The organism is Ancylobacter sp. IITR112 (assembly GCF_041415945.1).
Taxonomy (GTDB): domain Bacteria; phylum Pseudomonadota; class Alphaproteobacteria; order Rhizobiales; family Xanthobacteraceae; genus Ancylobacter.
On the sequence record NZ_JBGCUS010000001.1, the window covers coordinates 2782033 to 2807281 of the forward strand.

23 protein-coding genes are annotated in these 25249 nt (G+C 68.5%); 14 read left to right on the forward strand and 9 right to left on the reverse strand.

The features are described 5' to 3' along the window. Positions 1–107: 107 nt before the first annotated feature. On the forward strand, positions 108–1532 hold the full coding sequence (locus AAC979_RS13305) for a glutamate synthase subunit beta (RefSeq protein ID WP_371347354.1): 1425 nt from the start codon (positions 108–110) through the stop codon (positions 1530–1532). A gap of 7 nt (positions 1533–1539) precedes the next feature. Then, positions 1540–1998, forward strand: coding sequence for a bleomycin resistance protein (locus AAC979_RS13310; protein WP_371347355.1), 459 nt, complete (start codon positions 1540–1542; stop codon positions 1996–1998). Between the two features lie 47 nt (positions 1999–2045). On the opposite strand, the gene AAC979_RS13315 is transcribed toward AAC979_RS13310, so the two are convergent. Together AAC979_RS13315 and AAC979_RS13320 are read right to left on the reverse strand one after the other, a co-directional pair. Then, entirely contained in the window at positions 2046–3380 is a 1335-nt protein-coding gene (locus AAC979_RS13315; RefSeq protein WP_371347356.1) for a GDSL-type esterase/lipase family protein, read from the reverse strand. 83 nt (positions 3381–3463) lie between these two features. Further along, positions 3464–4849: a lytic murein transglycosylase gene (locus tag AAC979_RS13320; protein WP_371347357.1), complete on the reverse strand. Its 1386-nt coding sequence runs from the start codon at positions 4847–4849 to the stop codon at positions 3464–3466. 238 nt (positions 4850–5087) lie between these two features. Between AAC979_RS13320 and AAC979_RS13325 the strand changes: the two genes are divergently transcribed. Continuing rightward, a complete protein-coding gene (locus AAC979_RS13325; protein ID WP_371347358.1) occupies positions 5088–5978 on the forward strand; it encodes a UTP--glucose-1-phosphate uridylyltransferase in 891 nt (296 codons plus the stop codon). A 79-nt stretch (positions 5979–6057) separates the two neighbouring features. Here AAC979_RS13325 and AAC979_RS13330 read toward each other — a convergent pair whose 3' ends face one another. The 4 genes from AAC979_RS13330 to ubiG form a co-directional block, all read right to left on the reverse strand. Then, positions 6058–6477, reverse strand: coding sequence for a DUF2267 domain-containing protein (locus AAC979_RS13330; protein WP_371347359.1), 420 nt, complete (start codon positions 6475–6477; stop codon positions 6058–6060). 84 nt (positions 6478–6561) lie between these two features. Next, positions 6562–9180 carry an ATP-dependent chaperone ClpB gene (gene clpB / locus AAC979_RS13335; RefSeq protein WP_371347360.1) on the reverse strand — a complete coding sequence of 873 codons (2619 nt, stop codon included), beginning with the start codon at positions 9178–9180 and terminating at the stop codon, positions 6562–6564. Positions 9181–9353: 173 nt separating this feature from the next. Then, positions 9354–10616, reverse strand: a complete 1263-nt coding sequence (locus tag AAC979_RS13340; RefSeq protein ID WP_371347361.1) for an MFS transporter — start codon at positions 10614–10616, stop codon at positions 9354–9356. A gap of 101 nt (positions 10617–10717) precedes the next feature. Then, positions 10718–11467: a bifunctional 2-polyprenyl-6-hydroxyphenol methylase/3-demethylubiquinol 3-O-methyltransferase UbiG gene (gene ubiG / locus AAC979_RS13345; RefSeq protein WP_371347362.1), complete on the reverse strand. Its 750-nt coding sequence runs from the start codon at positions 11465–11467 to the stop codon at positions 10718–10720. Between the two features lie 159 nt (positions 11468–11626). Here ubiG and AAC979_RS13350 point away from each other — a divergent pair, with 159 nt between their 5' ends. The 5 genes from AAC979_RS13350 (at position 11627) to AAC979_RS13370 (ending at position 18860) form a co-directional block, all read left to right on the forward strand. Beyond that, positions 11627–12877, forward strand: a complete 1251-nt coding sequence (locus AAC979_RS13350) for an aspartate kinase (RefSeq protein WP_371347363.1) — start codon at positions 11627–11629, stop codon at positions 12875–12877. 81 nt (positions 12878–12958) lie between these two features. Continuing rightward, entirely contained in the window at positions 12959–15226 is a 2268-nt protein-coding gene (gene ptsP / locus AAC979_RS13355) for a phosphoenolpyruvate--protein phosphotransferase (protein ID WP_371347364.1), read from the forward strand. 10 nt (positions 15227–15236) lie between these two features. Next, the gene (gene prfA / locus AAC979_RS13360; protein ID WP_371347365.1) at positions 15237–16334 is read left to right on the forward strand and encodes a peptide chain release factor 1; all 1098 of its coding nucleotides are present in this window, start codon (positions 15237–15239) and stop codon (positions 16332–16334) included. Continuing rightward, positions 16331–17182 carry a peptide chain release factor N(5)-glutamine methyltransferase gene (prmC, locus tag AAC979_RS13365; protein WP_371347366.1) on the forward strand — a complete coding sequence of 284 codons (852 nt, stop codon included), beginning with the start codon at positions 16331–16333 and terminating at the stop codon, positions 17180–17182. The genes prfA and prmC overlap by 4 nt, the downstream gene beginning before the upstream one ends. 532 nt (positions 17183–17714) lie before the next feature. Then, complete coding sequence (locus AAC979_RS13370) at positions 17715–18860, forward strand: DUF4167 domain-containing protein (protein ID WP_371347367.1); 1146 nt, start codon at positions 17715–17717, stop codon at positions 18858–18860. 82 nt (positions 18861–18942) lie between these two features. Here AAC979_RS13370 and AAC979_RS13375 read toward each other — a convergent pair whose 3' ends face one another. Next, complete coding sequence (locus AAC979_RS13375) at positions 18943–19776, reverse strand: MOSC domain-containing protein (protein WP_371347368.1); 834 nt, start codon at positions 19774–19776, stop codon at positions 18943–18945. A gap of 152 nt (positions 19777–19928) precedes the next feature. On the opposite strand from AAC979_RS13375, the gene thpR reads away from it, so the two are divergent. The 5 genes from thpR (at position 19929) to AAC979_RS13400 (ending at position 22966) form a co-directional block, all read left to right on the forward strand. Continuing rightward, complete coding sequence (gene thpR / locus AAC979_RS13380; RefSeq protein WP_371347369.1) at positions 19929–20462, forward strand: RNA 2',3'-cyclic phosphodiesterase; 534 nt, start codon at positions 19929–19931, stop codon at positions 20460–20462. Positions 20463–20543: 81 nt separating this feature from the next. Further along, the gene (locus tag AAC979_RS13385; protein ID WP_371347370.1) at positions 20544–20951 is read left to right on the forward strand and encodes a YkvA family protein; all 408 of its coding nucleotides are present in this window, start codon (positions 20544–20546) and stop codon (positions 20949–20951) included. Between the two features lie 199 nt (positions 20952–21150). Then, positions 21151–21669: an invasion associated locus B family protein gene (locus AAC979_RS13390; RefSeq protein WP_371347371.1), complete on the forward strand. Its 519-nt coding sequence runs from the start codon at positions 21151–21153 to the stop codon at positions 21667–21669. Positions 21670–21748: 79 nt separating this feature from the next. Next, a complete protein-coding gene (gloB, locus tag AAC979_RS13395; RefSeq protein WP_371347372.1) occupies positions 21749–22522 on the forward strand; it encodes a hydroxyacylglutathione hydrolase in 774 nt (257 codons plus the stop codon). Between the two features lie 3 nt (positions 22523–22525). Beyond that, positions 22526–22966 carry a cupin domain-containing protein gene (locus AAC979_RS13400; RefSeq protein WP_371347373.1) on the forward strand — a complete coding sequence of 147 codons (441 nt, stop codon included), beginning with the start codon at positions 22526–22528 and terminating at the stop codon, positions 22964–22966. Between the two features lie 13 nt (positions 22967–22979). On the opposite strand, the gene AAC979_RS13405 is transcribed toward AAC979_RS13400, so the two are convergent. After that, positions 22980–23891 carry a DMT family transporter gene (locus AAC979_RS13405; protein WP_371347374.1) on the reverse strand — a complete coding sequence of 304 codons (912 nt, stop codon included), beginning with the start codon at positions 23889–23891 and terminating at the stop codon, positions 22980–22982. 272 nt (positions 23892–24163) lie between these two features. Here AAC979_RS13405 and AAC979_RS13410 point away from each other — a divergent pair, with 272 nt between their 5' ends. After that, positions 24164–24445 carry a PepSY domain-containing protein gene (locus AAC979_RS13410; protein WP_371347375.1) on the forward strand — a complete coding sequence of 94 codons (282 nt, stop codon included), beginning with the start codon at positions 24164–24166 and terminating at the stop codon, positions 24443–24445. Positions 24446–24489: 44 nt separating this feature from the next. On the opposite strand, the gene phbB is transcribed toward AAC979_RS13410, so the two are convergent. Further along, positions 24490–25215 carry an acetoacetyl-CoA reductase gene (gene phbB, locus AAC979_RS13415; protein WP_371347376.1) on the reverse strand — a complete coding sequence of 242 codons (726 nt, stop codon included), beginning with the start codon at positions 25213–25215 and terminating at the stop codon, positions 24490–24492. Positions 25216–25249: the final 34 nt, after the last annotated feature.

The following is a 25249-nucleotide window of genomic DNA, read 5'->3' on the forward strand; positions in this document are numbered from 1 at the left end:
GGCGCGGTACTGTGCCGCGCCGCCATTTTCCAACTGGCATGTTTGATGTATCTGCACCGGGGGGTGGAATGCCTCCAAGGTGGCGGTGCTCCGCGAAAGAGGGCGCAATGGGCAAGGTTACGGGCTTTCTCGAGATTGATCGGCGCGAGGCGAAGTATCAGCCCGCCTCCGACCGCATTCGCCATTTCCGCGAGTTCACCCTGCCCCTGCCGGATGCCGAGGTCGCCAACCAGGCCTCGCGCTGCATGGATTGCGGCGTACCGTTCTGCCATGGGCCGAATGGCTGTCCGATCCACAACCAGATCCCGGACTGGAACGACCTCGTCTATCACGGCAATTGGGAAGAGGCGGCGCGCAACCTCCACTCCACCAACAACTTCCCCGAATTCACCGGCCGCATCTGCCCTGCGCCCTGCGAGGAAGCCTGCACGCTGAACCTCGAGGATGTCCCGGTCACCATCAAGACCGTCGAGCAGGCGATCGCCGACAAGGCGTGGAAGGCCGGCTGGATCAAGCCCGAGCCGGCCGCGCACAAGACCGGCAAGAAGGTCGCCGTGGTCGGCTCCGGCCCGGCCGGCCTCGCCGCCGCGCAGCAACTGGCCCGCGCCGGCCATGACGTGCATGTCTATGAGCGTGAGCCCAAGGCCGGCGGCCTGCTGCGCTACGGCATCCCCGACTTCAAGATGGAAAAGCACTATATCGACCGCCGCGTCGCCCAGATGCAGGGCGAAGGCGTCACCTTCCATTACGGCGTCAATGTCGGCGTCACCACGCCGCTCGACGAGCTGCTGGCCGGCCATGACGCGGTGCTGATGTGCGGCGGCTCGGAAGCCCCGCGCGACCCCGCCCTCCCCGGCCAGGAGCTGGAAGGCGTCCACTACGCCATGCCCTATCTGGTGCAGCAGAACCGTCGTGTCGGCCATGAGGACGTGTCGCGCGAGCAGCCCATTCTCGCCGCCGGCAAGCATGTGGTGGTGATCGGCGGCGGCGACACCGCCTCCGACTGCGTCGGCACCGCCTTCCGCCAGGGCGCGCTCTCCGTCCACCAGCTCGACATCCGCCCGGTGCCGCCGCTGAAGGAAGACAAGCTGGCGGTGTGGCCCTATTGGCCGACCAAGTTCCGCACCTCCTCCTCGCAGGCGGAAGGCGCCGAGCGCGAATTCGCCGCCGCGACGCTGGGCATCGAGGGCAAGAAGGGCCGGGTCACGGCGGTGAAGTGCGCCCGCGTCGACGCCAAGCGCCAGCCTATCCCCGGCACCGAGTTCCTGATCAAGGCCGATCTCGTCTTCATCGCCCTCGGCTTCGTTCATCCTGTGCGCGAGGGCATGCTGGAGCAGGAGGGCCTCGCCCTCGACAAGCGCGGCAATGTCGGCGCCAGCGATCTCGACTACGCCACCAGCGTGCCGAAGCTGTTCGCCGCCGGCGACATGCGGCGCGGCCAGTCGCTGGTGGTGTGGGCGATCCGCGAAGGCCGTCAGGCGGCGCAGTCGATCGACACCTTCCTGATGGGCAGCTCGGTCCTGCCGCGCTGAGGGTGCCATGACGGAAAGCCCCGGCGGTCCCTCGCCCGCGCCCGATTTCGTCTGGGCGCCGCTGGTGCCCGAGCTTCTGGTGGCGAACCTCGCCGCCAGCCTTGTCTTCTGGCGCGATCTCTGCGGCTTCACCATCGCCTATCGCCGCGACGAAGACGCCTTTGCGTATCTCGCGCGCGAGGGCGCCCAGATCATGCTCGAAGAGCGAGGCGAGGGTCGTCAGTGGGTTACCGGCCCTCTCGAACGCCCTCTGGGGCGGGGCATGAACTTCCTGATTGCCGTAAGCGACCTTCGGCCAATTCTCGACGCGCTCGCCGCTGCCGACTGGCCGCTATACATGGCGCCGGAAGAAAAATGGTACCGCGCCGGCGAGGGAGAGGTCGGCCTGCGCCAGTTTCTCGTTCAGGACCCGGACGGCTATCTCGTCCGCTTCTCGGCCGACCTCGGCCGACGGCCGCTCGGCTGATCCGCGCTAAAGGATCGCGCGCCCGGCTTTTTCATGCCGGCGCGCGCTCAGGGCGTCGCCCCGCCTGGCAGCGGCGATGACGGCATGGCGGGCACGAGCGGTTCTTCCGGCTGGCCCGGCGGCCAGCGGAAATCATCCGTGCGCCCGGCCACGGTCGGCGGCACGGTACCCTCAATGAGGGCGCTGGCCGGCTCCGGTTTTGCCTCCTCGGCCATCACGGACCGGCGAAGCTCCTGCGCCGCCTCCATGCCCGGCGCTCCGGCGAGCGTGCGCGCATTGCCGGGCGGCGGACCGCCGGTGAGCATGATGATGGACGGGCGCGCGTCCGCCGGGTCGGCCGCCGTGGCCGGCAGGTCCTTGCCCGTGAGGAGATCGTCCAGCTTCTGGTCGACGAAGAAGGCGAGCTTGCGCGCGCCGGCGCGGGTGAAGCCGACGCCGTCGGCCGTGCGCAGGCGGCGGCGCTGCCCGTCCACCGCCGGACCGGAGGTCATGAACTTGCCGTTCTCGTCGACAAAGCCATCGGTGGCGTCGACGAAGATGAAGCCGTTGCGCTCCACCATCTCCTTCAGCAGCATGTTCAGCCGCGCGATCTGCTCGCTGCGTACGGGGTCTTCCACCGGCGGCACGCCGACCACCACGACGTTGCGGCGCTGCAGCTTGAGCGTCAGGAGGAAATCCTCGAAACGCCGCGAGTAGAGGTCGCGCCAGCGCTCGTCGAACAGTTCGGCACGCATGCCGGCGGCATCCGTAAGAGGCGCCAGATCGTTGCTGCCAGCCAGAACCACGATGACGTCGGCCTGGTCGTTGCCGGTGGGCAATTGCCGCGCCGCAGCCAGAAGGTCCACCCCACGCCCCGGAGCGAAGCCCGCCTCAGCTTCCGAACGGCCGACGACGGCGGCACTTTCGCGATCGGCAGCGAAGGCGTCCGCCAGCCCCTGGGCCAGCGTGCCGGCCTGCTCGTCACCGAATACCAGCACCACTTCCTTCACGTCGGACGAAGCGGTGCGCGCCTCGCTGGCGGAGGCGTAGACCTTGCCGCGCGGCTCGGCCGGCGGCTGCGCTACCACGGGCGGTGGCGGCGCCAGTTGCGGCTCCATGGGACGCACGCGGCGAGGCTGGTTGTTGTTGCCGCCGAACAGGTCGATCAGCGGCTGGAAGGGCGACCAGGTCCGGCTCGGGGCGGCGCGTTGCTGCGGCCGCGCCTGCTGTTGCTGCGGGCGGGCGCGCTGCTGCGGCTGGGACGGACGGGCGGAGGGCTGGCCAACATCGGCCGGCGGGCGGAACCAGTCGCTCTGCGCCTGCGCCAGCGAACAGCCGGCCAGCAGCAGGCCGGCCACCGCCAGCGCCTTCATTCCCGTCCGCTCGCCGAGCCTGCGGCGCATAAGCCGATTTCCCAATGGTGACACCCAGAACGGGTGGCCCATTATCGCGGCTGTTTCAAGACCCCTCGCGGCGGGTTGCGGTATCAGGAGCCGCCGCGCAGGCTATCCAGCACCTCGCCGCTGGCCATTCCGTCCGGCGGCAGGCCGGCGGCGACCTGATAATCGCGCACCGCCGCCCGCGTCTGCGCCCCGATGGCGCCGTCATGCGGGCCGACATCATAGCCTCGCGAGGCGAGGCGCTTCTGCAGTTCGGAGCGCTCATTGCGCGACAGCGCCCGCTGCTCCGGCCAGGGCTGCACGAACGGACCGCCCCCGCGCAGCCGGTCGGCGAGATGGCCGATCGCCAGCGCATAGGCGTCAGCCGGGTTGTAGCTGAGGATGGCCTTGAAATTGTCGGTCATCAGGAAGGCCGGGCCCTTGGCGCCGGCAGGCAGCAGAAGATAGGCGGTCTCGCCTCCGGGCGGCATCGGCCGTCCTTCGGGCCGGCGAATACCCAGCGCCGCCCATTCACGCATCGGCTTGCGGATGTTCTTGTCGGCCAGCAGATAGTCGAAGCGGGCCGGCAGCACCACCTCATAACCCCAGCTACGGCCGGCCTGCCAGCCGCCGCGCTTGAGCTTGTTGGCGGTCGAGCCCATGGCGTCGGCGACGGAATCGACCACGTTGCGGTGGCCGTCGCCATCGAAGTCCACCGCGTCGCGCTGGAAGGCGGTCGGCATGAACTGGGTGAGGCCGAAGGCGCCGGCCCAGGAGCCGCGCAGATGGCTTTCGGGAATGTCGCCCCGGTCGACGATGCGCAGGGCGGCGACGAACTCGTCGCGGAAATAGGCCTTCCGGCGGCCGACGCAGGCGAGCGTGCCGGTGGCTTCGATCACGGAATAGGAGCCGCGCGCGCTGCCGTAATTGGTCTCGATGCCCCAGATGGCGGCGACGACATAGCGGTCGACGCCGTAACGGCGCTCAACCTCGGCGAACACCGCCGCGTTCTGCGCCATCGCCTCGCGGCCCTTGCGAATGCGGGTTTCCGAGACAAGCATCTCGACATAGTCGCCGGCGGTGCGGCTGAATTCCGGCTGGGTCTGCAGCTTGTCCATGATGCCCATATCGGGCTTCAGCCCCGCCGTATAGCGGCGGAAGCCTGCGGCGGAAACGCCCGCCGCCCGCGCCTTCGGCTCGAGCGCGGCAATGCAGCGGCTGAAATTGGCCTCGTCGCGGGCCAGCGCCGCCGGGGTCATGTCGGGATGGCCCGCCGGGGCCGAGGCGGCCGCCACGGGTCGCGCTTGAGCCGGCTGACGCATCGGGGCGGGCCGGGCCGGTGCCGGCGACGCGCTGGCATAGGCCGCCGGCGGCGCGGCGAAGGCGCCGGTGATATCGTCGGAGCCGGCGCAGCCGGCAAGGCCGAGGCAGGCGATGGCGACACCGGCCGCGCGGCCGGCATACCCCCGGTCGGAGGCCGTGCGATGAACCATGACGCAATCCTAACGCGGAAACCGGCGATGATTAGGCCAGCCCATGGTTTCGGGGATGTTAACGCGATATCACTTTCCTCTGCGGCAGGCTGACCGACGGATGGGGCGGCCGGAACCTATTCCGCCACCTCCGCGTTATCCCGCCGGTGCATTGAGAAGGGCGAAGCGTTAAGTTCGTTCCGCTATGTCTTCGCCCGTCGGCCTGAAACTGCGTCATCAAGAGCGGCATATTTCCCCCATGGTAAAACCTATTCGCAAAGCGATCCTCCCTGTCGCCGGCCTCGGCACGCGCTTCCTGCCCGCCACCAAGGCGGTGCCTAAGGAGATGCTCACAGTGGTGGACCGGCCCGTCGTGCAGCATGTGGTGGACGAGGCGCGCGCCGCCGGCATCGAGCACATCGTCTTCGTCACCGGCCGCAACAAGGGCGTGATCGAGGATCATTTCGACCGCCAGTACGAGCTGGAAGATACGCTGAACGAGCGTGGCAAGACGCAGATGCTGGCCATGCTGCGCGCCGATACCATGGGCCCCGGCGCCACCAGCTTCACCCGCCAGCAGCTCCCGCTCGGCCTTGGCCATGCCGTGTGGTGCGCACGAGACATCATCGGCAATGAGCCCTTCGCGCTGCTGCTGCCGGACATGCTGCACAAGCCCACCAACGGCAAGGGCTGCCTCGGCCAGATGGTGCAGGCCTATGCCCGGACCGGCGGCGGCAACCACATCGCGGTCTATGAGGTGCCGCCCGAACAGACCGACCAATACGGCATCGTCGCGCTGGGTGATCGCATGGCCGACGGCGTGCACAAGATCGCCCGCATGGTGGAGAAGCCGAAGAAAGAGGTCGCTCCCTCCAACCTTGCCATTTCCGGCCGCTACATCCTGCAACCGGAGATTTTCGACCTGCTCGCCACGCAGGAGCGGGGCGCGGGCAACGAGATTCAGCTCACCGATTCCATGCTGAAGCTGGCGCAGACGCAGGATTTCTACAGCGTCACCTTCGACGGCGCGATCTATGATTGCGGCTCGAAGCTCGGCTTCCTCATGGCCAATGTCGCCTACGCGCTCGACAACCCGGAAATCTCCGGCGCCTTCCGCCCCGAACTCGACGCGCTGCTCGGCCGGGGCTGAGCCGGCGGGAAGGCTGGACTTTGCCGAATGGAAAAAGGGCGCCGCGCGGCGCCCTTTTGCTTGGTCGGCGCGCCTCGCCTCAGACCCGCCAGTAATCCGCCGCGCCGTCCGGCAGCGTCGCCAACACCCTGTCGAACGTTTCCGCATCGACATGAGGGCGCAACGCCCGCGCCACCTCGACCAGACAATTATCGGGCGCGAAATTATGGTGCTGGCGGAGTGCCTGCACCTCACGCGTCAGCGTCGCCCGGTCGGCGAAGCGCAGCACCGGTTCCGAGATGTCCCAGCGGGAAACGAAGATGGCGCGCAGCAGCGGCGGCAGCACATCGGCGAAATCGAGCGCCTGCTGCACAGCCAGCCGGCGGCGGAAGGTGCGCAGTACCCCCTCGACCATGGTGTAGGTCTGGTTTCGGGTGGCAAGGCCCGATCCGTCGCGGGCAGCGGCGAGAAAACGCTCGAAATCGTCGGATGCGTGCTGCAATTCCATCGGTATCGGCATTCTCAGCCCTCCGCTCATGAAAGAAGGGCCCCCGCGAGAGGGCCCTTCGGTCTTTCTACAGGATGGTGAGGCGTAGCGACGCTGTCAGGCCGCTTCGTCCACATTGCGCGGGCGTGTGTCGAACAGAAGTTCGTTCGCCCCGCGCTCGACCCGGACGACATCGCCATCCTTCACCGTACCGGCAAGGATGCGGCCGGCCAGCGGATCCTGCAGCAGCTTCTGCATCACCCGCTTGAGCGGGCGCGCGCCATAGGCCGGATCGTAGCCCTTGTCGGCAAGGAAGTCCCGCGCCTCGGGGGTGATCTCCAGCGCGATCTTGCGCTCTTCCAGCAGCTTCTCCAGACGCTTGGCCTGGATATCGACGATGGCGCCCATCTGCTCGCGGCGCAGCCGGTGGAACAGCACGATTTCGTCGACACGGTTGAGGAATTCCGGGCGGAAATGCGCGCGCACCACCGCCATCACTTCCTCGCGCACCGCTTCGCTGTCCTGCCCGTCGGGCTGGTTCACCAGATATTCGGCCCCGAGATTCGAGGTCATGATGATGAGCGTGTTGCGGAAATCGACCGTGCGGCCCTGCCCGTCCGTCAGCCGCCCGTCATCGAGCACCTGCAAGAGGACGTTGAACACGTCCGGATGCGCCTTCTCGATCTCGTCGAACAGCACGACCTGATAGGGCCGGCGCCGCACCGCTTCGGTGAGCGCGCCGCCTTCCTCATAGCCGACATAGCCGGGAGGCGCGCCGATCAGCCGGGCGACAGAGTGCTTCTCCATGTATTCCGACATGTCGAGGCGCACCAGAGCGGTGTCGTCGTCGAACAGGAAAGACGCCAGCGCCTTGGTCAGCTCGGTCTTGCCGACGCCAGTGGGGCCGAGGAAGATGAAGGAGCCGATCGGCCGGTGCGGATCCTGCAGCCCCGCCCGCGCGCGACGTACGGCGGTCGAGACGGCTTCCACCGCCTCCTTCTGGCCGACCACGCGCTTGGAGAGCATGTCCTCCATGCGCAGCAGCTTCTCCTTCTCGCCTTCCAGCATCTTGTCGACGGGAACGCCGGTCCAGCGCGAGACGACGCCGGCGATGTGGTCGGGCGTCACCGCCTCCTCCACCATCGCGCCGGCCTTCACCTCGGCGGCGGTGTCCTGCGCCTCCAGCGTGGCGAGCTTCTTCTCCAGCGCCGGAATCGTGCCATAGGCCAGCTCGCCCGCCTTCTGGTATTCGCCGGAGCGCTGGGCGATGGCGAGATCGGCGCGGGCCTTTTCCAGCTCGCTCTTGATCTTCTGCGCGTCGCCGAGCTTCTCCTTCTCCGCCTTCCAGCGCGAGGTGATGGAGGCGGACTGCTCCTCCAGATTGGCGAGTTCCTTTTCCAGCTTCTTCAGCCGGTCCTTGGACGCCGCGTCGCTCTCCTTCTTCAGCGCCTCCTGCTCGATGCGCAGGCGCACGATCTCGCGGTCGATATTGTCGAGTTCCTCGGGCTTGGAATCGACCTGCATGCGCAGGCGCGAGGCCGCCTCGTCGACAAGGTCGATCGCCTTGTCCGGCAGGAAACGGTCGGTGATGTAGCGGTTCGACAGCGTCGCCGCCGCCACCAGCGCGGAATCGGTGATGCGCACGCCATGGTGCAGCTCGTACTTCTCCTTGATGCCGCGCAGGATGGAGACCGTGTCCTCCACTGTCGGCTCGGAGACGAAGACGGGCTGGAAGCGACGGGCGAGCGCCGCGTCCTTCTCCACATGCTTGCGGTACTCATCGAGCGTGGTGGCGCCGACGCAGTGCAGTTCGCCGCGCGCCAGAGCCGGCTTGAGCAGGTTGGACGCATCCATCGCGCCGTCGGTCTTGCCGGCGCCGACCAGCGTGTGCATTTCGTCGATGAACAGGATGATGCCGCCCTCGGCCGCCTCGACCTCGGAGAGCACGCTCTTGAGCCGCTCCTCAAACTCACCGCGATACTTGGCGCCCGCGATCAGCGAACCCATGTCGAGCGCGAGAAGCTGCTTGTCCTTCAGGCTCTCCGGCACGTCGCCATCGACGATGCGCAGCGCGAGGCCCTCGACGATCGCCGTCTTGCCGACGCCCGGCTCGCCGATCAGCACCGGGTTGTTCTTGGTGCGGCGGGAGAGAACCTGAATGGTGCGGCGGATTTCCTCGTCGCGGCCGATCACCGGGTCGAGTTTGCCCTCGCGCGCCGCCTCGGTGAGGTCGCGGGCATATTTCTTCAGCGCGTCATAGGCGTTCTCCGCCGTCGCGCTGTCGGCCGTGCGGCCCTTCCGCAGCGCTTCAATGGCGGTGTTGATCTTCTGCGGCGTGGCGCCGGCCTTGGCGAGAATCTTGCCCGCCTCGCTGTCCTTTTCCAGCGCGAGCGCCAGCAGCAACCGCTCGACGGTGACGTAGCCGTCGCCCGCCTTCTTCGCCGCCTGCTCCGCCGCCTCGAATACGCGCGCCGTCGCCGGAGCGAGATAGACCTGGCCCGCGCCAGAGCCCTGCACCTTGGGCAGCTTGTTCAGCGCCGCCTCGGTGTCGGCGAGCACGATGCGGGGATCGCCACCGGTGCGGGTGATCAGCCCGGCGCACAGGCCTTCCGGATCGTCGAGCAGCACTTTCAGCAGATGCTCGGGGGTGAATTGCTGATTGCCCTCACGCAGGGCAAGCGACTGGGCGGACTGGACAAATCCGCGCGCGCGCTCGGTGTAGATTTCGAAATTCATGTCGCGTTGCCTCCTGGCCCCCCGTCCGCCCTTCAAGGCACGAACGGTCACTCGGGACGACGGCGCCCGTATCCCGGCCGCCGTAACGGACCCCGTTGCGGCAATCCGTCCGTCCTCATGTAGTGTGGCGAAACGGCAACGGAAGGGCGTTGCGACGGATCAAGGTCGGAATTTCACGCGGCGGCGGCGGGGCGCGCGTCCGGCTCTTCCGGGCTGCGTTCCGGCGCGATATCGCCCGGGCAGCCGCCGGCCAGATAAACGCCAGCGCCCAGCAGCGCCACGCCGCCAAGAACGAGAAAAGCGGCGGGATAGCCGAGCCGCTGCGCCACCACCCCGCCGAGCAGGGTGGACAGCGCGGCGCCGATGCCCTGCGCCGTCATGGCAAAGCCGAGGCCGAGATTGAACCGGCCGGACCCTGCGAGAAGGCGCGCCACGAGGCCCGGCGTCGCCACGCCGAGCAGCCCTGCCCCCACCCCGTCCAGCACCTGCACCGGGACCAGCGCCCAGGCCGCGCCATAATGGACGGCAAGGGCCGCTATGACGCCGCGAACCGGCAGTGCCGCCAGGGCCAGCAGCAGCACCAACCGGTAGCCCCGGCGCTGGCCGAGCCACGCGGCGACCAGTGCCATCGGGATCATAGCGGCCTGCGCCACCACCACAGTCGCGGCGGTGAGGCCGCTCGGGTCCGCTCCCGCGGTCGCCACCATGGCCTGCCCGAACAGCGGCAGCACCGCCGCATTGCCGAGATGGAACAGTCCAAAGGTGATGGCCGCCGTCACGAGCGCAGGTTCTCGCAACAGCTTGCCGACACTCTCATGCCCCTCGCCCGCTGTCGTGGCGCCGCCGCGCGCGGCCTCATGGTCGATCGCGGAAGCGGGAATCGCCAGGGCCGACAGGGCGCCGAGCAGCGCCATAGCCCCCAGCAGCGCGAACACAGCCGGCAGGCCGAACCACCAGCCGAGCACGCCCGCCAGCACGGCGGCGAGGATGTTGCCGGCATGGTTGAACGCTTCGTTGCGGCCGAGCTGGTGATCGAAGCGGGCGGCGCCGACGAGGCCGAGGGTGAGGCCGGCAATGGCCGGCAGCAAAGCGGCGGCGGCCACGCCATTCACCGCCTGCGCCACCGCCACCGCCGCGAAAGACGGCAGGGCGAGAATGGTCAGCGACGCCGCGAGAATGGCCGCCGAACCGATGACGATGATCGCCCGCTTGGCCCGGCTCGCATCCACCAGCGCTCCCATCGGCAGGGTCGCGGCCATGCCGGCGAGCCCGCCGAGCGTCATGACCAGCCCGATCTCCGCCGGCCCCCAGCCCTTCTCCTGCAGGAACACCCCGAGAAACGGCCCGAGCCCGTCGCGCACATCGGCGAGAAACAGGTTCAGCGCGGCCAGCGCCGCGAGCGGGGAGAGCAGCACGGCGGAGGTGGAACTGCGCATGGGGCCCCGGCGGTGACATCGCACCGGAAACGTCCGGCGGCGTGACCGGTTCCCGCTACCGGCGGATTTCTTCGCCGCAACGCAGGCTGGAGCCAGACCGGTCAGGACGCGGCGGGCCGCTCCGCCAGCATCATGTAGTTGACGGAGAGATCGCCCGAGCGCCGCCATTGATCCGCCAGCGGGTTGAACACCACCCCCTCGCGCTTGATGACGCGAAGGCCACCCGCCTCCAGCGCCGCCTGCAACTCCTCCGGCGTGACGAAGCGCTGCCAGTCATGCGTACCCCGGGGCAGCCAGCCGAGCACATATTCGGCGCCGACAATGGCAAGGGCGAAGGCGCGCTTGGTGCGGTTCAGCGTCGCCGCGACCAGCAAGCCGCCCGGCTTCACCATCTGCGCCGCGCGGGCGAGGAACAGGTCGACATCGGCGACATGCTCCACCACCTCCATCGCCAGCACCACGTCGAATCGCTCACCGGCCTCGGCCAGCGCCTCGGCGGTGGTGGCACGATAGTCGACGGCAACGCCGCTTTCCTCCGCGTGCAGCGCGGCGATGCGGACATTGCGCTCGGCAGGGTCGATGCCGGTGACATCCGCGCCCATGCGCGCCAGCGGCTCGCTGAGCAGCCCGCCGCCGCAGCCGATATCGAGCAGGCGCAGCCCTTCGAGCGGGCGGATGGCGCGGGGATCGCGGCCGAAATGCGCGGTGAGGGTCTCGCGCAGGAAGGCGAGCCGCACCGGATTAAACTTGTGCAGCACCCGCATCTTGCCGCGCGGATTCCACCATTCCGCGGCCAGCGCGGCGAAGCGCTCCACTTCGCGGGGATCGACGGTGCTGGCGGTCGCGCTCATCCGCGCCTCCTCTTCGCCCGGCCGTGCCGAGAGGGATTCCAAGCTCGCGCAGCGGCGTTGCGGGCGCGGCGCGAGGTGGATATGTATACGCGCCTTTTGGGCCGGGAGCCCACCTCCTCCTGCCCGGCCCCACAGAAGAACACGGTACGGTTTCCCGCAATGGCACGTCTGGTGATGAAGTTCGGCGGCACCTCGGTCGCCAACATTGAGCGCATTCGCAACGTGGCGCGGCACGTCAAACGGGAGGTGGAAGCCGGCCATCAGGTCGCCGTGGTGGTCTCGGCCATGTCGGGCAAGACCAATGAGCTGGTCGCCTGGTGCCGCGAGGCCGCCGTGCTGCACGATGCGCGCGAATATGATTCCATCGTCGCCTCGGGCGAACAGGTGACCTCCGGACTGCTGGCCATCGTGCTGCAGGATATGGGCATCCCCGCCCGCTCCTGGCTCGGCTGGCAATTGCCCATCTCGACCGACGACGCCCATGGCGCTGCCCGCATCCTCGATGTGAACGGCGCGGAGATCATCAACCGCTTCGCCCAGGGCGAGGTCGCGGTCATCGCCGGCTTCCAGGGTATCCATCTGCCGACCGGCCGCCTGACCACGCTCGGACGCGGCGGCTCGGACACCAGCGCGGTCGCCGTCGCCGCCGGCATCAAGGCCGACCGCTGCGACATCTACACGGATGTCGACGGCGTCTACACCACCGATCCGCGCATCGTGCCGAAGGCGCGGCGGCTGGAGAAGGTGGCTTTCGAGGAAATGCTGGAAATGGCGTCGCTCGGCGCCAAGGTGCTTCAGGTGCGCTCGGTCGAGCTCGCCATGGTACACAAGGTGCGCACCTTCGTGCGCTCCAGCTTCACCGATCCGGACGCCCCGGAACTCAAGACCGCCGGCGACCCGCCCGGCACCCTGATTTGCGACGAGGAGGAAATCGTGGAGAGTGAAGTCGTCACCGGCATCGCCTTCGCCCGGGACGAAGCCCAGGTCAGCATCCGCCATGTGCCGGACCAGCCCGGCATCGCGGCCAATGTGTTCGTGCCGCTCGCGGACGCGAACATCAATGTCGACATGATCGTCCAGAACATCTCGGCCGAGGGCTTCACCGACATCACCTTCACCGTGCCGAGCACCGATTTTGAACGCGCCAAGGCGGCCCTTGCCGTGGTGCGCGACCAGATCGGCTTCCAGAGCATCGAGGGCGCCACCGATGTGGTGAAGGTCTCGATCATCGGTATCGGCATGCGCAGCCATGCCGGTGTCGCGGCACGGGCCTTCAAGGCGCTTTCCGAGCGCGGAATCAACATCCGCGCCATCTCCACCTCCGAGATCAAGATCTCGGTGCTAATCGACGCCGCCTATACCGAGCTTGCCGTGCGAACGCTGCATTCGGTATACGGGCTAGACGCCTGAAGTCAGGCAACGGCGCGGCGCGAGTCGCGCCGCCTTAAGTGACGCTCCGGGATAGCGGCTCCCGGAAACCGAGGACGGCCCATGCGTGGCGCGCTCGGCGGTCCGCGCGTGCTTTTGAGGCGTCTCCGCGAGGTCATGGCGGAGCCGGTGAGTGCGCAGGACCGCCTCGACAAGATCGTGGTACTGATCGCGGCCAACATGGTGGCCGAGGTGTGCTCGGTCTATGTGCTGCGCGTCGACGGTACGCTCGAACTCTACGCCACCGAAGGCCTCAACCGCACCGCCGTGCATCTGACCGTGATGCGGATCGACGAGGGCCTCGTCGGCACGGTGGCGCGCGAGGCCGAACCGATCAGCCTTTCCAATGCCCAGGCGCACCCGGCCTTCTCCTACCGGCCGGAAACGGGCGAGGAAATCTACCACTCCTTCCTCGGTGTGCCGATCCTGCGCGCGGGCAACACGCTCGGCGTGCTGGTGGTGCAGAACCGCGCCCACCGCTCCTATACCGAGGAGGAGATCGAGGCGCTGCAGACCACCGCCATGGTGCTCGCCGAGATCATCGCCTCGGGCGAGCTCACCGCCATGGCGCTGCCCGGCGCCGAGCCGGCCGCACGCCGGCCACTGCACCTCACCGGCTTGGCGCTGTCGGAAGGCATCGGCCTCGGCCATGTCGTGCTGCACGAGCCGCGCATCGAGGTCACCAAGGTCATCGCCGACGACCTGCCCGGCGAATTGAAGCGGCTCGACGGCGCGGTGGAAACGCTGCGCACCTCGATCGACATCATGCTGGAGGACGAAGGTGTCGCCCGTGTCGGCGAACATCGGGAAATCCTCGAAGCCTACCGCATGTTCGCGCATGACCGCGGCTGGATCGGCCGCATGCGCGAGGCGGTCATGACCGGCCTCACCGCCGAGGGCGCGGTGGAGCGCGTTCAGTCCGACACCCGCGCCCGCATGCTGCGCATGACCGACCCCTATCTGCGCGAGCGGATGCACGATCTCGACGACCTGGCCAACCGCCTGCTGCGCCAGCTCACCGGCCGCGCCGGCGGCTCGGAACACGCCAAGCTGCCGGACAATGCCGTCATCGTCGCCCGCAATATGAGCCCGGCGGCGCTGCTCGACTATGACCGCACCCGGATTCGCGGTCTGGTGCTGGAAGAAGGCGCCGCCACCAGCCACCTCACCATCGTCGCCCGCGCCCTCGGCATCGCCGCCGTCGGCCATATGGAGAACGTCGTCGGCCAGGTTGATGCCGGCGATGCGGTGATCGTCGACGGCGTCTCGGGCGAGGTGCATATCCGCCCGCCCGCCGATGTCGAGAACGCCTATGTCGACAAGGTGCGTTTCCGCGCCAAGCGGCTGGAGCGCTACGCCGCCCTGCGCGACGTGCCGACGCTTACCAAGGACGGCACGCCGATCGAGCTGCACCTCAATGCCGGCCTGCTGGTCGACCTGCCGCACATCGCCGAGACCGGCGCGACCGGCATTGGCCTGTTCCGCACCGAATTGCAGTTCATGATCGCCTCGGCCTTCCCGCGCACCAATGAGCAGTTGAAGCTCTACCGCTCGGTGCTGGACGCGGCGGGAGAGCGGCCGGTGGTGTTCCGCACGCTGGATATCGGCGGCGACAAGGTGCTGCCCTATATGCGGGCGATCGAGGAAGAGAACCCGGCGCTGGGCTGGCGCGCCATTCGCCTGGGCCTCGACCGGCCCGGCCTTTTGCGCAGCCAGATCCGCGCCCTGCTGCGCGCCGCCACCGGGCGCGAACTGCGGCTCATTTTCCCCATGGTGTCGGCGGTGGAAGAGTATGACCGCGCCCACCACATCGTCGAGCGCGAGCTCACCCATCTGCGCCGGCACGGCCATGGCCTGCCGGAGCGGGTGCTGGTGGGGGTGATGCTGGAAGTGCCGGCGCTGCTGTTCCAGCTCGACCAATTGTTCAGCCGGGTCGACTTCGCCTCGGTCGGTTCCAATGATCTCGTGCAGTTCCTCTATGCCGCCGATCGCGGCAATGCGCGTGTGGCCGACCGTTTCGACCCGCTCGCCCCGGCGGCGCTGCGTGCGCTGAAGATGATCGCCGACAAGGCCAACGAGTACGGCAAGCCGGTGACGCTGTGCGGCGAACTGGCCTCTCGTCCGCTGGAAGCGCTGGCGCTCGCCGCCATCGGCTACCGCAAGCTCTCCGTTTCCCCGGCCTCCTACGGCCCGGTGAAGGCGATGCTGCTCGAACTCGATCTGCCCGCCGCTTCCGCCTTTGTCGAACCGCTGCTCGGCACCCGCGGCGAGGTGGCGTCGCTGCGCCCGCAGCTCGCCGCCTTCGCCGAGAAGGCCGGCCTGCCGCTGTGAGTGCCGCCGCGTGACCGCCCTGCCCGATGCCCGCCTCGACCAGCTCCTCGCGCGCCATGCCGAGATCGAGCACGCCCTCTCCGCCAGCCCGGAGGCGGAGACCTATGTGCGCCTCTCGCGCGAATTCGCCGACCTCTCACCGCTGGTCGAAAGCGTAAAGGCGCTGCGCCGCGCCCAGCGTCAGCTTACCGAGGCGCGCGGCCTCGCCGCCGACGCGGCGGGCGACCGCGAGATGGCGGCCATGGCGCAGGAAGAGGCGGAAGCGCTGGAGGAGGAGGTGGAAAGCCTCTCCCACGCGGTGCAGCTTGCGCTGCTGCCCAAGGACGCGATGGACGAGCGCGGCGTCATCCTCGAAGTGCGCGCCGGCACGGGCGGCGACGAGGCGGCGCTGTTCGCCGGCGACCTGTTCCGCATGTATGAGCGCTTCGCCGCGCTCAATGGCTGGTCGGTCGAGGTTCTCTCGATGACCGAGGGCGCCGCCGGCGGCTTCAAGGAAATCGTCGCCGGCCTGCACGGCTCGGGTGCCTATGCCAAGCTGAAATTCGAATCGGGCGTGCACCGCGTGCAGCGCGTACCGGACACCGAAGCCTCCGGCCGCATCCACACCTCCGCCGCCACCGTGGCGGTGCTGCCGGAGGTGGAAGAGGTTGATATCGAGATCAACGAAGCCGATCTGCGCATCGACGTGTTCCGCGCCTCCGGCGCCGGCGGCCAGCACGTCAACAAGACCGAAAGCGCGGTGCGCATCACCCATATTCCCACCGGCACCGTCGTCGCGGTGCAGGATGAGCGCTCGCAGCACAAGAACAAGGCGCGCGCCATGGGCATGCTGCGCGCTCGAATCTATGAGGCCGAGCGCGAGAAGCGCGACAGCGCCCGCGCCAGCGAGCGCAAGGTGCAGGTCGGCTCCGGCGACCGCTCCGAGCGCATCCGCACCTATAATTTCCCGCAGGGGCGCGTCACCGATCACCGCATCGGCCTCACCCTTCACAAGCTGCCGGAAATCCTGGCCGGCGATGCGCTGGGCGAGCTGGTGTCGGCGCTGACGACGGAATATCAGGCCGCACTGCTGGCGGAAGCCGAAAGCGCCGGCTGGGGCGAGCGGTGACCACGCGCGCCGCGCTGCTGCGCGCCTTTGTCGCAGACTTCGCCGCCGCCGGGATGGAAGCACCCGAACGCGAAGCCCGCGCGCTGCTGCGAACGGGGCTCGGCCTCGCCGATCTCGACCTCATCGCCCGCGCCGACCAGCCGGTGGGGCCGGACGACGAGGCGCGGCTGCGCGCCCTCGCCGCCCGCCGCGCCGCCGGCGAGCCGCTGGCACGGCTGACCGGGCGGCGGGAGTTCTGGAGCCTCGACCTCGCCCTCGCCCCGGACACGCTGGTGCCCCGCCCGGAGACGGAAACGCTGGTGGAAGCCGCATTGGCGCTGTTTCCCGACCGCACGGCACCGCTGCGGCTGCTCGACCTCGGCACGGGCAGCGGCGCGCTGCTGGCGGCGCTGCTGAGCGAATTTCCCGCCGCGCTGGGCGTCGGCGTCGACCTGTCGCTGGGTGCTGCCCGGCAAGCGCGTGAAAATCTTGGCACGCTGGGCCTTTCCGCCCGTTCGGCCGTGCTGGTGGGGCACTGGGGCGAGGCGCTGCGCGGCGGTTTCGATCTCGTCGTCTCCAATCCGCCTTATATTCCAAGCACCGATATCCCGGCTCTGGAACGGGAGGTGCGCGCGCATGACCCGCTTCTGGCGCTTGACGGCGGCCCGCAGGGGCTCGATGCCTATCGCGCCCTCGCCAAGGCCCTTCCCAGCCTCCTGGTAGCCGGCGGCTATGCGGTGCTGGAACTGGGGATCGGGCAGGAGCAGCAGGTCGCCGGGCTGCTGGCTGCGGACGGCCTCGCGATCCAGGGCCCGGCCCGCCCCGATCTCGCCGGCATCGCCCGCGCCATCGTTGCCCGCAAGGGTTGACCGCGCGGGAGGCGCCGCAAAAAAGGGCTTGGAACGCGATACCGAACCGATTAGTGTCCTGTGTAGGAATCGTCCTGAGACATCAACTGCCTTTTGGTGACTGGAACGCCGGCTACTCTCCGACATGGGTGGCTGTGATCGTCGCTGGCAGTGGCCTGCAGCTTTGCGAAAAGTCTGGAGGCGATATGTTTCATAAGGGGCGAACGCTCCAAGAGTTTATCGGCGTGACTTCGGTTACGCGATGAAACATGGGGTCGGCTGCGGCGCATGTGCGCGCGCGTCGGGTCCGGGCCGGAGAAATGCGGTTCGGACGGAGCGTCGTCGGCGTGGCCGGCGGCGGGGCATCGTCGAGATGCGCTCCCATGGACGAAGCCCGATGGTCGAGGACGACCTGCGGCGCGACTGGGACCTCGCAGGGTCCCGGCCTGCGGCAGCTTTTCTCCGACCGAAGGCGAGATTTCCCGCCGTGCCGTCACCCGGGGCTCCGGCCCAGGCTGCGGACCAGCGGACACCGTGTGATTGACCCGCCCGTGTGGCACCGAACGGGGACACCCGTCGGCTTGATGGGGCACCAGAGACCAGCTCGATGCGAAATAACAATCAGCAGAAGCGTACGCGCGGCCGCAACAACGGCAATCGGCGCAGCCAGAATCCGCTTACGCGCGTTTACGAGTCCAACGGACCGGATGTGAAGGTGCGCGGGACGGCCCAGCACGTCGTGGAGAAATACCAGCAGCTCGCGCGCGACGCGCAGGCCTCCGGCGATCATGTGGCGGCGGAAAACTACCTGCAGCACGCTGAACATTACTATCGCATCATCGCCGCGGCCCAGGCGCAGTTCGGCGTGCAGGGCCAGCCTTATCAGCGTTCCGACGAGGATGATTTCGACGACGAGATGGACGAGGGCGGCGCCGATCAGCCGCCGGTCCAGCAGTTTCGCGAACCGCCGGCGCCGCGCGAGAACGGTCACCGCGACAATGGCCACCGTGAGAACCGGGAAAACGGCAATCGCGACGGAGGCCATCGCGAGGGCGGCCCCCGCGAGGGCCAGCGCGACTTCTTCCGCGATCGCGACAATCGCCGCGACAACCGCGAACGCAATCAGGACCGCCATCAGGACCGCGATCGTGGCGAACGGCAGGAGCGGGGTGACCGGCAGGAGGGCCGCGAAGGCCGCTGGTCGCGCGACAACCGCCCCTATCGCGACAACCGCGCTCCGCGCGAGGGGGGCGAATACCGCGATCCCGGCCAGCAGCCGCAGCCCCGCCTGGGGCCGGATGTGGAGGCGGAAATCGGCCTGCCCGCCTTCATCACCCAGAGCGGCGCCGCCGCCCCGGTGAGCCCGGCACCGCGCCGCAGCGAGGCGCCGGCGGATGCGCCTGAGCCCAAGAGCGCGGCCCCCGCCCCCGCGGCTGAACCGACCCCGGCGCCCGTATCCATCACGCCCGAATCCGTCACACCCGAACCCGCCCCGGCCGAGGCCGCCGCCCCCGAGGCGCCGGCGCCGAAGCCCCGTGGACGCGCCGCGAAAGCGGCCGCGGCCCCCGCGCCCGAGGAAGCTCCGGCTGAGGATGCCGAGGCCCGCGCCCCGCGCACGCGCCGCCGCCGTTACCGCCGCGCCGAGGCCGAAGGTGACGGCGAAGGCGCCGACACGAGCCCGGCGGAAGTGGCGGAATAGTTGCCTGCCGCAAACAAAAGGCCCGGCGCGAGCCGGGCCTTTTTCGTCCTGCGCCGCAAGACCTGCGCCGCAAGAGCGGCGTTCACACGGTGATCCGCACCGAATCGCCTTCGGCGATCAGCCCGCCCTGCTCGATCTCGGCGAAGATGCCGCAATCGGTATGGCCGAAGGTCCGCATCAGCGTGCCCGGCAGGTCCATGTCGCGCTTGGCCGTGGCCGGATCGACATTGGTGGCGGCGCAGCGGAAGATACGCTGGGTGACCTTGAGCCGGACCTGGCTGCCGATCTCGATCGTGTGGCCGACAAGGTCGAACTCCTCCCACGGCTCCATGCCGTCGAGATAGAGATTGCCGCGGAAACGCAACGGGTCCACGGGACGGCCGACGATCTCGCCCAGCGCCCTGCAGCTCGCCAGATTGATCAGCGAGACATAGCCTTCCGTCGTGTCGACGAAACGAAAGGCGGGCGGGGCCGCCAGCACGCGCGGCGCGCCGCGCAGTTCGTAGCGGGAGTAGCGCTGGAAAAAGGCTTCGATCGCCTCGCGGCCTTCCGCCGTGTCGAGCCTGCCGCGCGCCACTTCCTCACCGTCGAGCCGGATCACCAGTTCCGCCGCCGCGTCGTCGAAGCGCGCCTCCAGCGCCGCCAGACGCTCATTGCGCATGAGCATCAGGAACTTGATCTTGGGCTGGAAGGCCGGAGCCTCGGGGATGAAGCCGGAAGGCCCGTTCTCGATGGCGTAAAGCCGGTCGCCGGGGAAATAGCCTCCCGTCTCAAGCTCCACCAGCTCAAGCCGCTCCGGCGTCAGCCCCTTGACGGGGTAACGGTAGAGCGCGTGGATGCTGGCAAAGCTGAGCGAGGTCGGCGCCTCGTCAGCCGCAGTGAAAAGATCGGCGTCGTCGGTCGATTCGCTCATCATGCCTCACCATATCGGCTCCAGGCGTCCACGTCAGCCGTGGCGAAGGCAGCGGACGGCCCGTGTTTTGCCTGTCGCAATTTTAGCTTTTCCTCGTCTTACGAATCCGTCTCAATGGATGGCGGGTTCCCTGCCGACACCAACAGGAGGGGGTCATGCCGCGGCTCTTCACCGCCCTCGAAATCCCAAGCGACGTTGCCGAACACCTGTCGATGCTGCGCGGCGGGCTGCCCGGCGCGCGCTGGATCAGCCCGGAATTCTACCACGTCACCCTGCGCTTCATCGGCGATGTCGACCATGTGGTCGCGCGCGACGCCGCCGCCGCCCTGGACGAAATCGAGCGCTTCGGCTTCGATCTCACCCTTTCCGGCGTCGACCAGTTCGGCAATCACAAGCCGCACTCCATCTTCGCCGGTGTGCAGGCCAATCCGGCGCTGAACGAGCTGCAGGCCGAGCATGAGCGGGCAATGAAGCGCATCGGCCTGCCGCCGGAAGGGCGCAATTTCCGCCCGCATGTCACCCTCGCCCGGCTGCGGGACGCTGCCCCGCGCCAGGTGGCGGATTATCTCGCTCTGCGCGGCTATTTCCGCAGCGCCACCTTCGAAGTGTCGCGCTTCGTGCTCTATTCGTCCCGCGATTCCGTCGGTGGCGGGCCTTACCGCGTGGAAGCCGCCTATCCGCTGATGTGATCGGCGCAGGCGTTGCGAAAGCCGGGGGCGGCAACCATCTGCTGGAATGCCGGCCCCGCCACGGGCCGTCCGGAGAATGCGATGATCCACCGAGCCGACCCTGCCCTCGACCGCGAGCATATTGACGCCGAGGATATCGCCCCCGAAGGACTTTCCGGCGCCAGCGCCGAGGAGGAGGCCCGTGTGCGCGCCGGTTTCTGGCCGAAGCTGACGGGCGCCCTCTCCCGCATTCCCTTCGCCGAGGACGCGGCGGCGGCCTATTACTGCGCTCTGGATCGGGAGACGCCGACACGGGTGCGCGCGCTTCTGTTCGGCGCCCTCGCCTATTTCCTGCTGCCCACCGATGCTGTGCCGGACGTGTTCGTCGGCCTCGGCTTCACCGATGACGCGGCGGTACTGGCCACCGCGCTGAATCTGCTCGCCAGCCATATCGGCGCGGATCACCGCATGGCGGCGCGGGCGGCGCTGGCGCGGCTGCGCGCGCGGTGAGCGACGGCGCGGCGATCTTTGCGGCAAAGGGCGGAACTGCCATCAATTCGCCGCCGCCCTTTCGCCAATTGAGCGTGAACACTTCCGTTTGCACCGCCAAGGGTTCACAGCCGCCAAGAGCGCGGATATCCCTGAGCCGCTGAGACGGAGAATCACGCAAGCCGCCCCGGCGGCCTTTCGGATACGGAGGATGCAGACCATGGCACGACGCACCGTGCGCGCCGCACTCACCGGCCTGGCAATGGCACTGATCGGGATCGGCGGAGCCAGTGCCCAGGGTGCGCCCAAGCTGGTCACCCAGTCCGGCGACTGGGGCGTCTATCTCGACACCAGCGGCAGCGGCAAGATTTGCTACGCCCTCTCCCAGCCGAAGACCCGCATGCCGGCCGGGCTGAAGCGCGATCCCGCCTATTTCTTCATCTCCACCCGCACCGCCGAGAATGTGAAGGGCGAAGTGAGCGTGGTCATGGGCTTCACGCTCAAGGAAGGCACCGACGCGACACTGACCATCGGGTCAAACAGTTTCGATCTCTACACCCGCGGCACCGGCGCCTGGGTGCGCAATGTGGCCGAGGAAGCCCGGCTGGTCGACGCGCTGCGCAAAGGTCGGGATGTTGTGGTGAAGAGCACTTCCGCGCGCGGCAACGTCACCACCGACACCTATTCGCTCAGCGGCGTCTCGGCCGCTATTGACCGCGCCGCCCAGGAATGTCGCTGACGCTTCGCCCGCGCCTGCTACACTGACGGCGGCGGCGTGTCGTCCCGCTGTTTCCCGAGCCACCATTTTCGAGGTCGCCATGCCCGCCGAACTGCGGCTCATCCCCTGCCTCGCCGACAATTACGCGGTGCTGCTGCGCGATCCCGTGACCGAGGCCACCGCCGTCATCGACGTGCCGGAGGTGGCCCCCGTCCTGGCCGCACTGGAGCGCGAGGACTGGACGCTGACCCACATCCTCGTCACCCATCATCATACCGATCACATCGCCGGGGTGGAGGCGCTGAAGGAGCGCTTCGGCGCGACGGTGATCGGCCCGCGCGCCGAGCGCGACACCATTCCCGGCCTCGACTTCGCCGTGGTGGACGGCGACCCCGTGGCCGTGGGCGGGCTGGTGGGTCGGGTGATGGAAACGCCCGGCCACACCAAGGGCCATATCGTCTTCCTGTTCGAGGAAGAAAGGCTGCTGTTTGCCGGCGACACGCTGTTCGTCATGGGCTGCGGCCGGCCCTTCGAGTGCGATCCGCCGGTGCTGTGGGAATCGCTGGCGCGGCTGCGCACCCTGCCCGACGACATCGCGGTCTATTGCGGACACGAATACACGCTCGCCAATGCCCGGTTCGCGCTCAGCGTCGACCCGGACAACGCCGCCATCGCCGCACGGCTGAAGGAGATCGAGGCGCAGCGGGAGGCGGGGCAGCCGACCCTGCCGACCACGATCGGCGCGGAGAAGGCGACCAATCCCTTCCTGCGCGCCGATGATCCCGACCTCGCCGCCCGCATCGGCCTGCCCGGCGCCGAGCCGGGCGCGGTGTTCACCGAACTACGCAACCTGAAGAACAGCTTCCGGGGCTGAGCGATGCGCCGCGCCGGCCTTTCCGCCCAGGACATTATCGCCCAGCTCGGCCTTGTCCCGCACCCGGAAGGCGGGCACTATCGCGAGACCTTCCGCGACAGCCAGCAGACGCCGGACGGGCGCGCGGCCTCGACCGCGATCTATTTCCTGCTTGCCGCGGGCGAGGTGTCGCACTGGCACCGCGTGGACGCGGTGGAGATGTGGCACTGGCATGCCGGCGCGCCGCTGGAACTCAGCATCGCCGCCGAAGCGGCCGGCCCGGTCGTGCCGCATCTTCTCGGCCCGGGCATCGACGCCGGCGAGGAGCCGCAGCGCATCGTCCCCCGGGCCGCCTGGCAGTCCGCCCGCAGCCTCGGTGACTGGACTCTGGTCGGCTGCACTGTGGCGCCGGGCTTCCATTTCGCCGGATTTGAGCTCGCGGCCCCCGGCTGGTCGCCGGGCTGATCCCTGTCCGTCGCTACCGCCGCGCCAGCAGCGTCGCCACCGCCGCACCGCCGACAATGAGCGCGCAGGCGAGCCCGAGCGACCAGCTCAGCGCCGCGAATCCGGCCGCCACCAGCAACAGGGTGGAGAGTACCGGCGCGGCATAGGACATCACGCCGAGCAGCCGGATGTCGCCGCGTTTCATGCCGATGTCCCAGGTGTAGAACGCGATGCCCACCGGGCCGATGCCGAGCGCGACCACGGCCAGCCACTCCCCGACCCCAACCGGCCACACCGCGGGTTCAAACAGCGCATGGCAGAGCGCGGAGAGCGCTGCGGTGGCGAGGCAGAAGCCGGCCACCACTTCCGTCGGCACCCCGGCGAAGCGGCGCGAGGCGACGGAATAGACCGACCAGATCACCGCGCAGAACGCGGCGGCGAGATAGCCGGGCACATATTCCGGCGCGAAACCGAAGCCGCCGGCCCGGCCGCCGAGCAGCACCACCGTGCCGGCAAGGCCCATCAGCGCGCCGAAGATGTGCGCCGGCCGCAGCTTTTCGCCCGGCAGGAAGGCGGAGAACAGCACGATGAGCAGCGGCCAGAGATAGGCGATCAGGCCAGCTTCCGCTGGCGGCGCCAGCTTCAGGGCCGAGAAATAGAAGAAGTGATAGCCGAACAAGCCGCCCACACCGTGCAGCCACACCGGCCAGGGCTGGCGCAGCACGGAAAGCCCGACACCGCGCAGCACCGCCGTGACGAGGCCGACGACGCCGCCAATGGCGAAGGTCAGCGCGGTGAGCAGGAAGGGCGGCACCGCGCCGGTGGAGGAGGTGGCCAGCGCCAGCGTCGACCACAGCAGGATGGCGGTGAACCCTATGGCGGTCGCGGTGCGGCGCGATAACGGAACAGGGACGGGCACGGATTCGAGCGGAGCGGAACGGGGCATGTGACACCTTTGCGGGAGCCCCTTATGGCCGGGCCGGCGGCCGGCGCCAAGAGGTCGACCAAGAGGTCGACCAAGAGGTCGGCCAAGAGGTCGACCAAGAGGTCGGCCATATGGCCCGAGATCCGGCCCTGCACCCGGTGGTGCACTGGCCCCTCCACCGCTCCCATCGCCCGGGCCGCTTCCGCCGAGATGACGACAATCGGCCGCAGCGGGGGAACCGCAGTGGCAGGCGCTTCTTACCCTAACGTCATCTTCAATTTCAGGAGTCTCTCATGACGACGCCCGTCAGTCCCCTGCCCCGCGCCCTGGTCCTCTCCCTGGCCCCCGTCCTCACCGCCTGCGTGCTCGTCGCCGCGCCCGCTCTCGCCCAGACCCCGACGACCGGCATTGAGGACGCGCTGCGCATTGCCCGTGACAATGGCGTGGCAAGTGTCACCAAGATCGAGCTCGATGACGGCAAATGGGAGGTGGAAGGCAGGAATGCCGACCAGCGCGAGATCGAGATCGACATCGACCGTACCAGCGGCAAGGTGCTTAAGACCGAAACCCGCTGACGGGCAGCCGCCGCGCGCCTCACCGGCGGGCGGCGGCGGTCGTCTCAGGCGAGATGCTGGCCACCATTGGCGGAGAGCGTCGAGCCGGTGATGAATCCGGCCTCATCGGCGGCGAGAAACACGACGCAGCGCGCGATTTCCTCAGCCTCGCCGAGCCGTCCGACGGGTATCTGCGGCAGGATGCTCTTCTCCAGCACGTCCTTCGGCACCGCCAGCACCATTTCCGTCGCGATATAGCCGGGGCAGATGGCGTTGACGGTGACACCCTTCCGGGCGACTTCCTGCGACAGTGCCTTGGTGAAGCCGATCTCGCCGGCCTTGGCGGCACAATAATTGGTCTGCCCCATCTGCCCCTTCTGGCCGTTGATGGAGGAGATGTTGACGATGCGGCCGAAGCCGCGCTCGCGCATGTCTTCGATCACGTTGCGGCACATGTTGAACACCGAGGTGAGGTTGGTGTTGATCACCGCGTGCCAGTTCTCCGGCGACATCTTGTGCAGCATGCCGTCGCGCGTGATGCCGGCATTGTTCACCAGCACCTCGACCGGCCCGAGCGCCGCCGTCACTGCGGCGATGCCTGCCTTGCAGGCTTCGAAATCCGAGACATCCCATTTGAAGGTGGGAATGCCGGTCTCCGCCGTGAACGCGGCAGCCGCCGCGTCATTGCCGGCATAATTGGCGGCAACGGAATAGCCCGCCCCCTTCAGGGCCTTGCAGATGGCCGCGCCGATGCCGCGCGTCCCACCCGTGACCAATGCAACACGCGCCATGTCTCCCCCCTCTGGCGTCCCTTTCCCTAGGGAA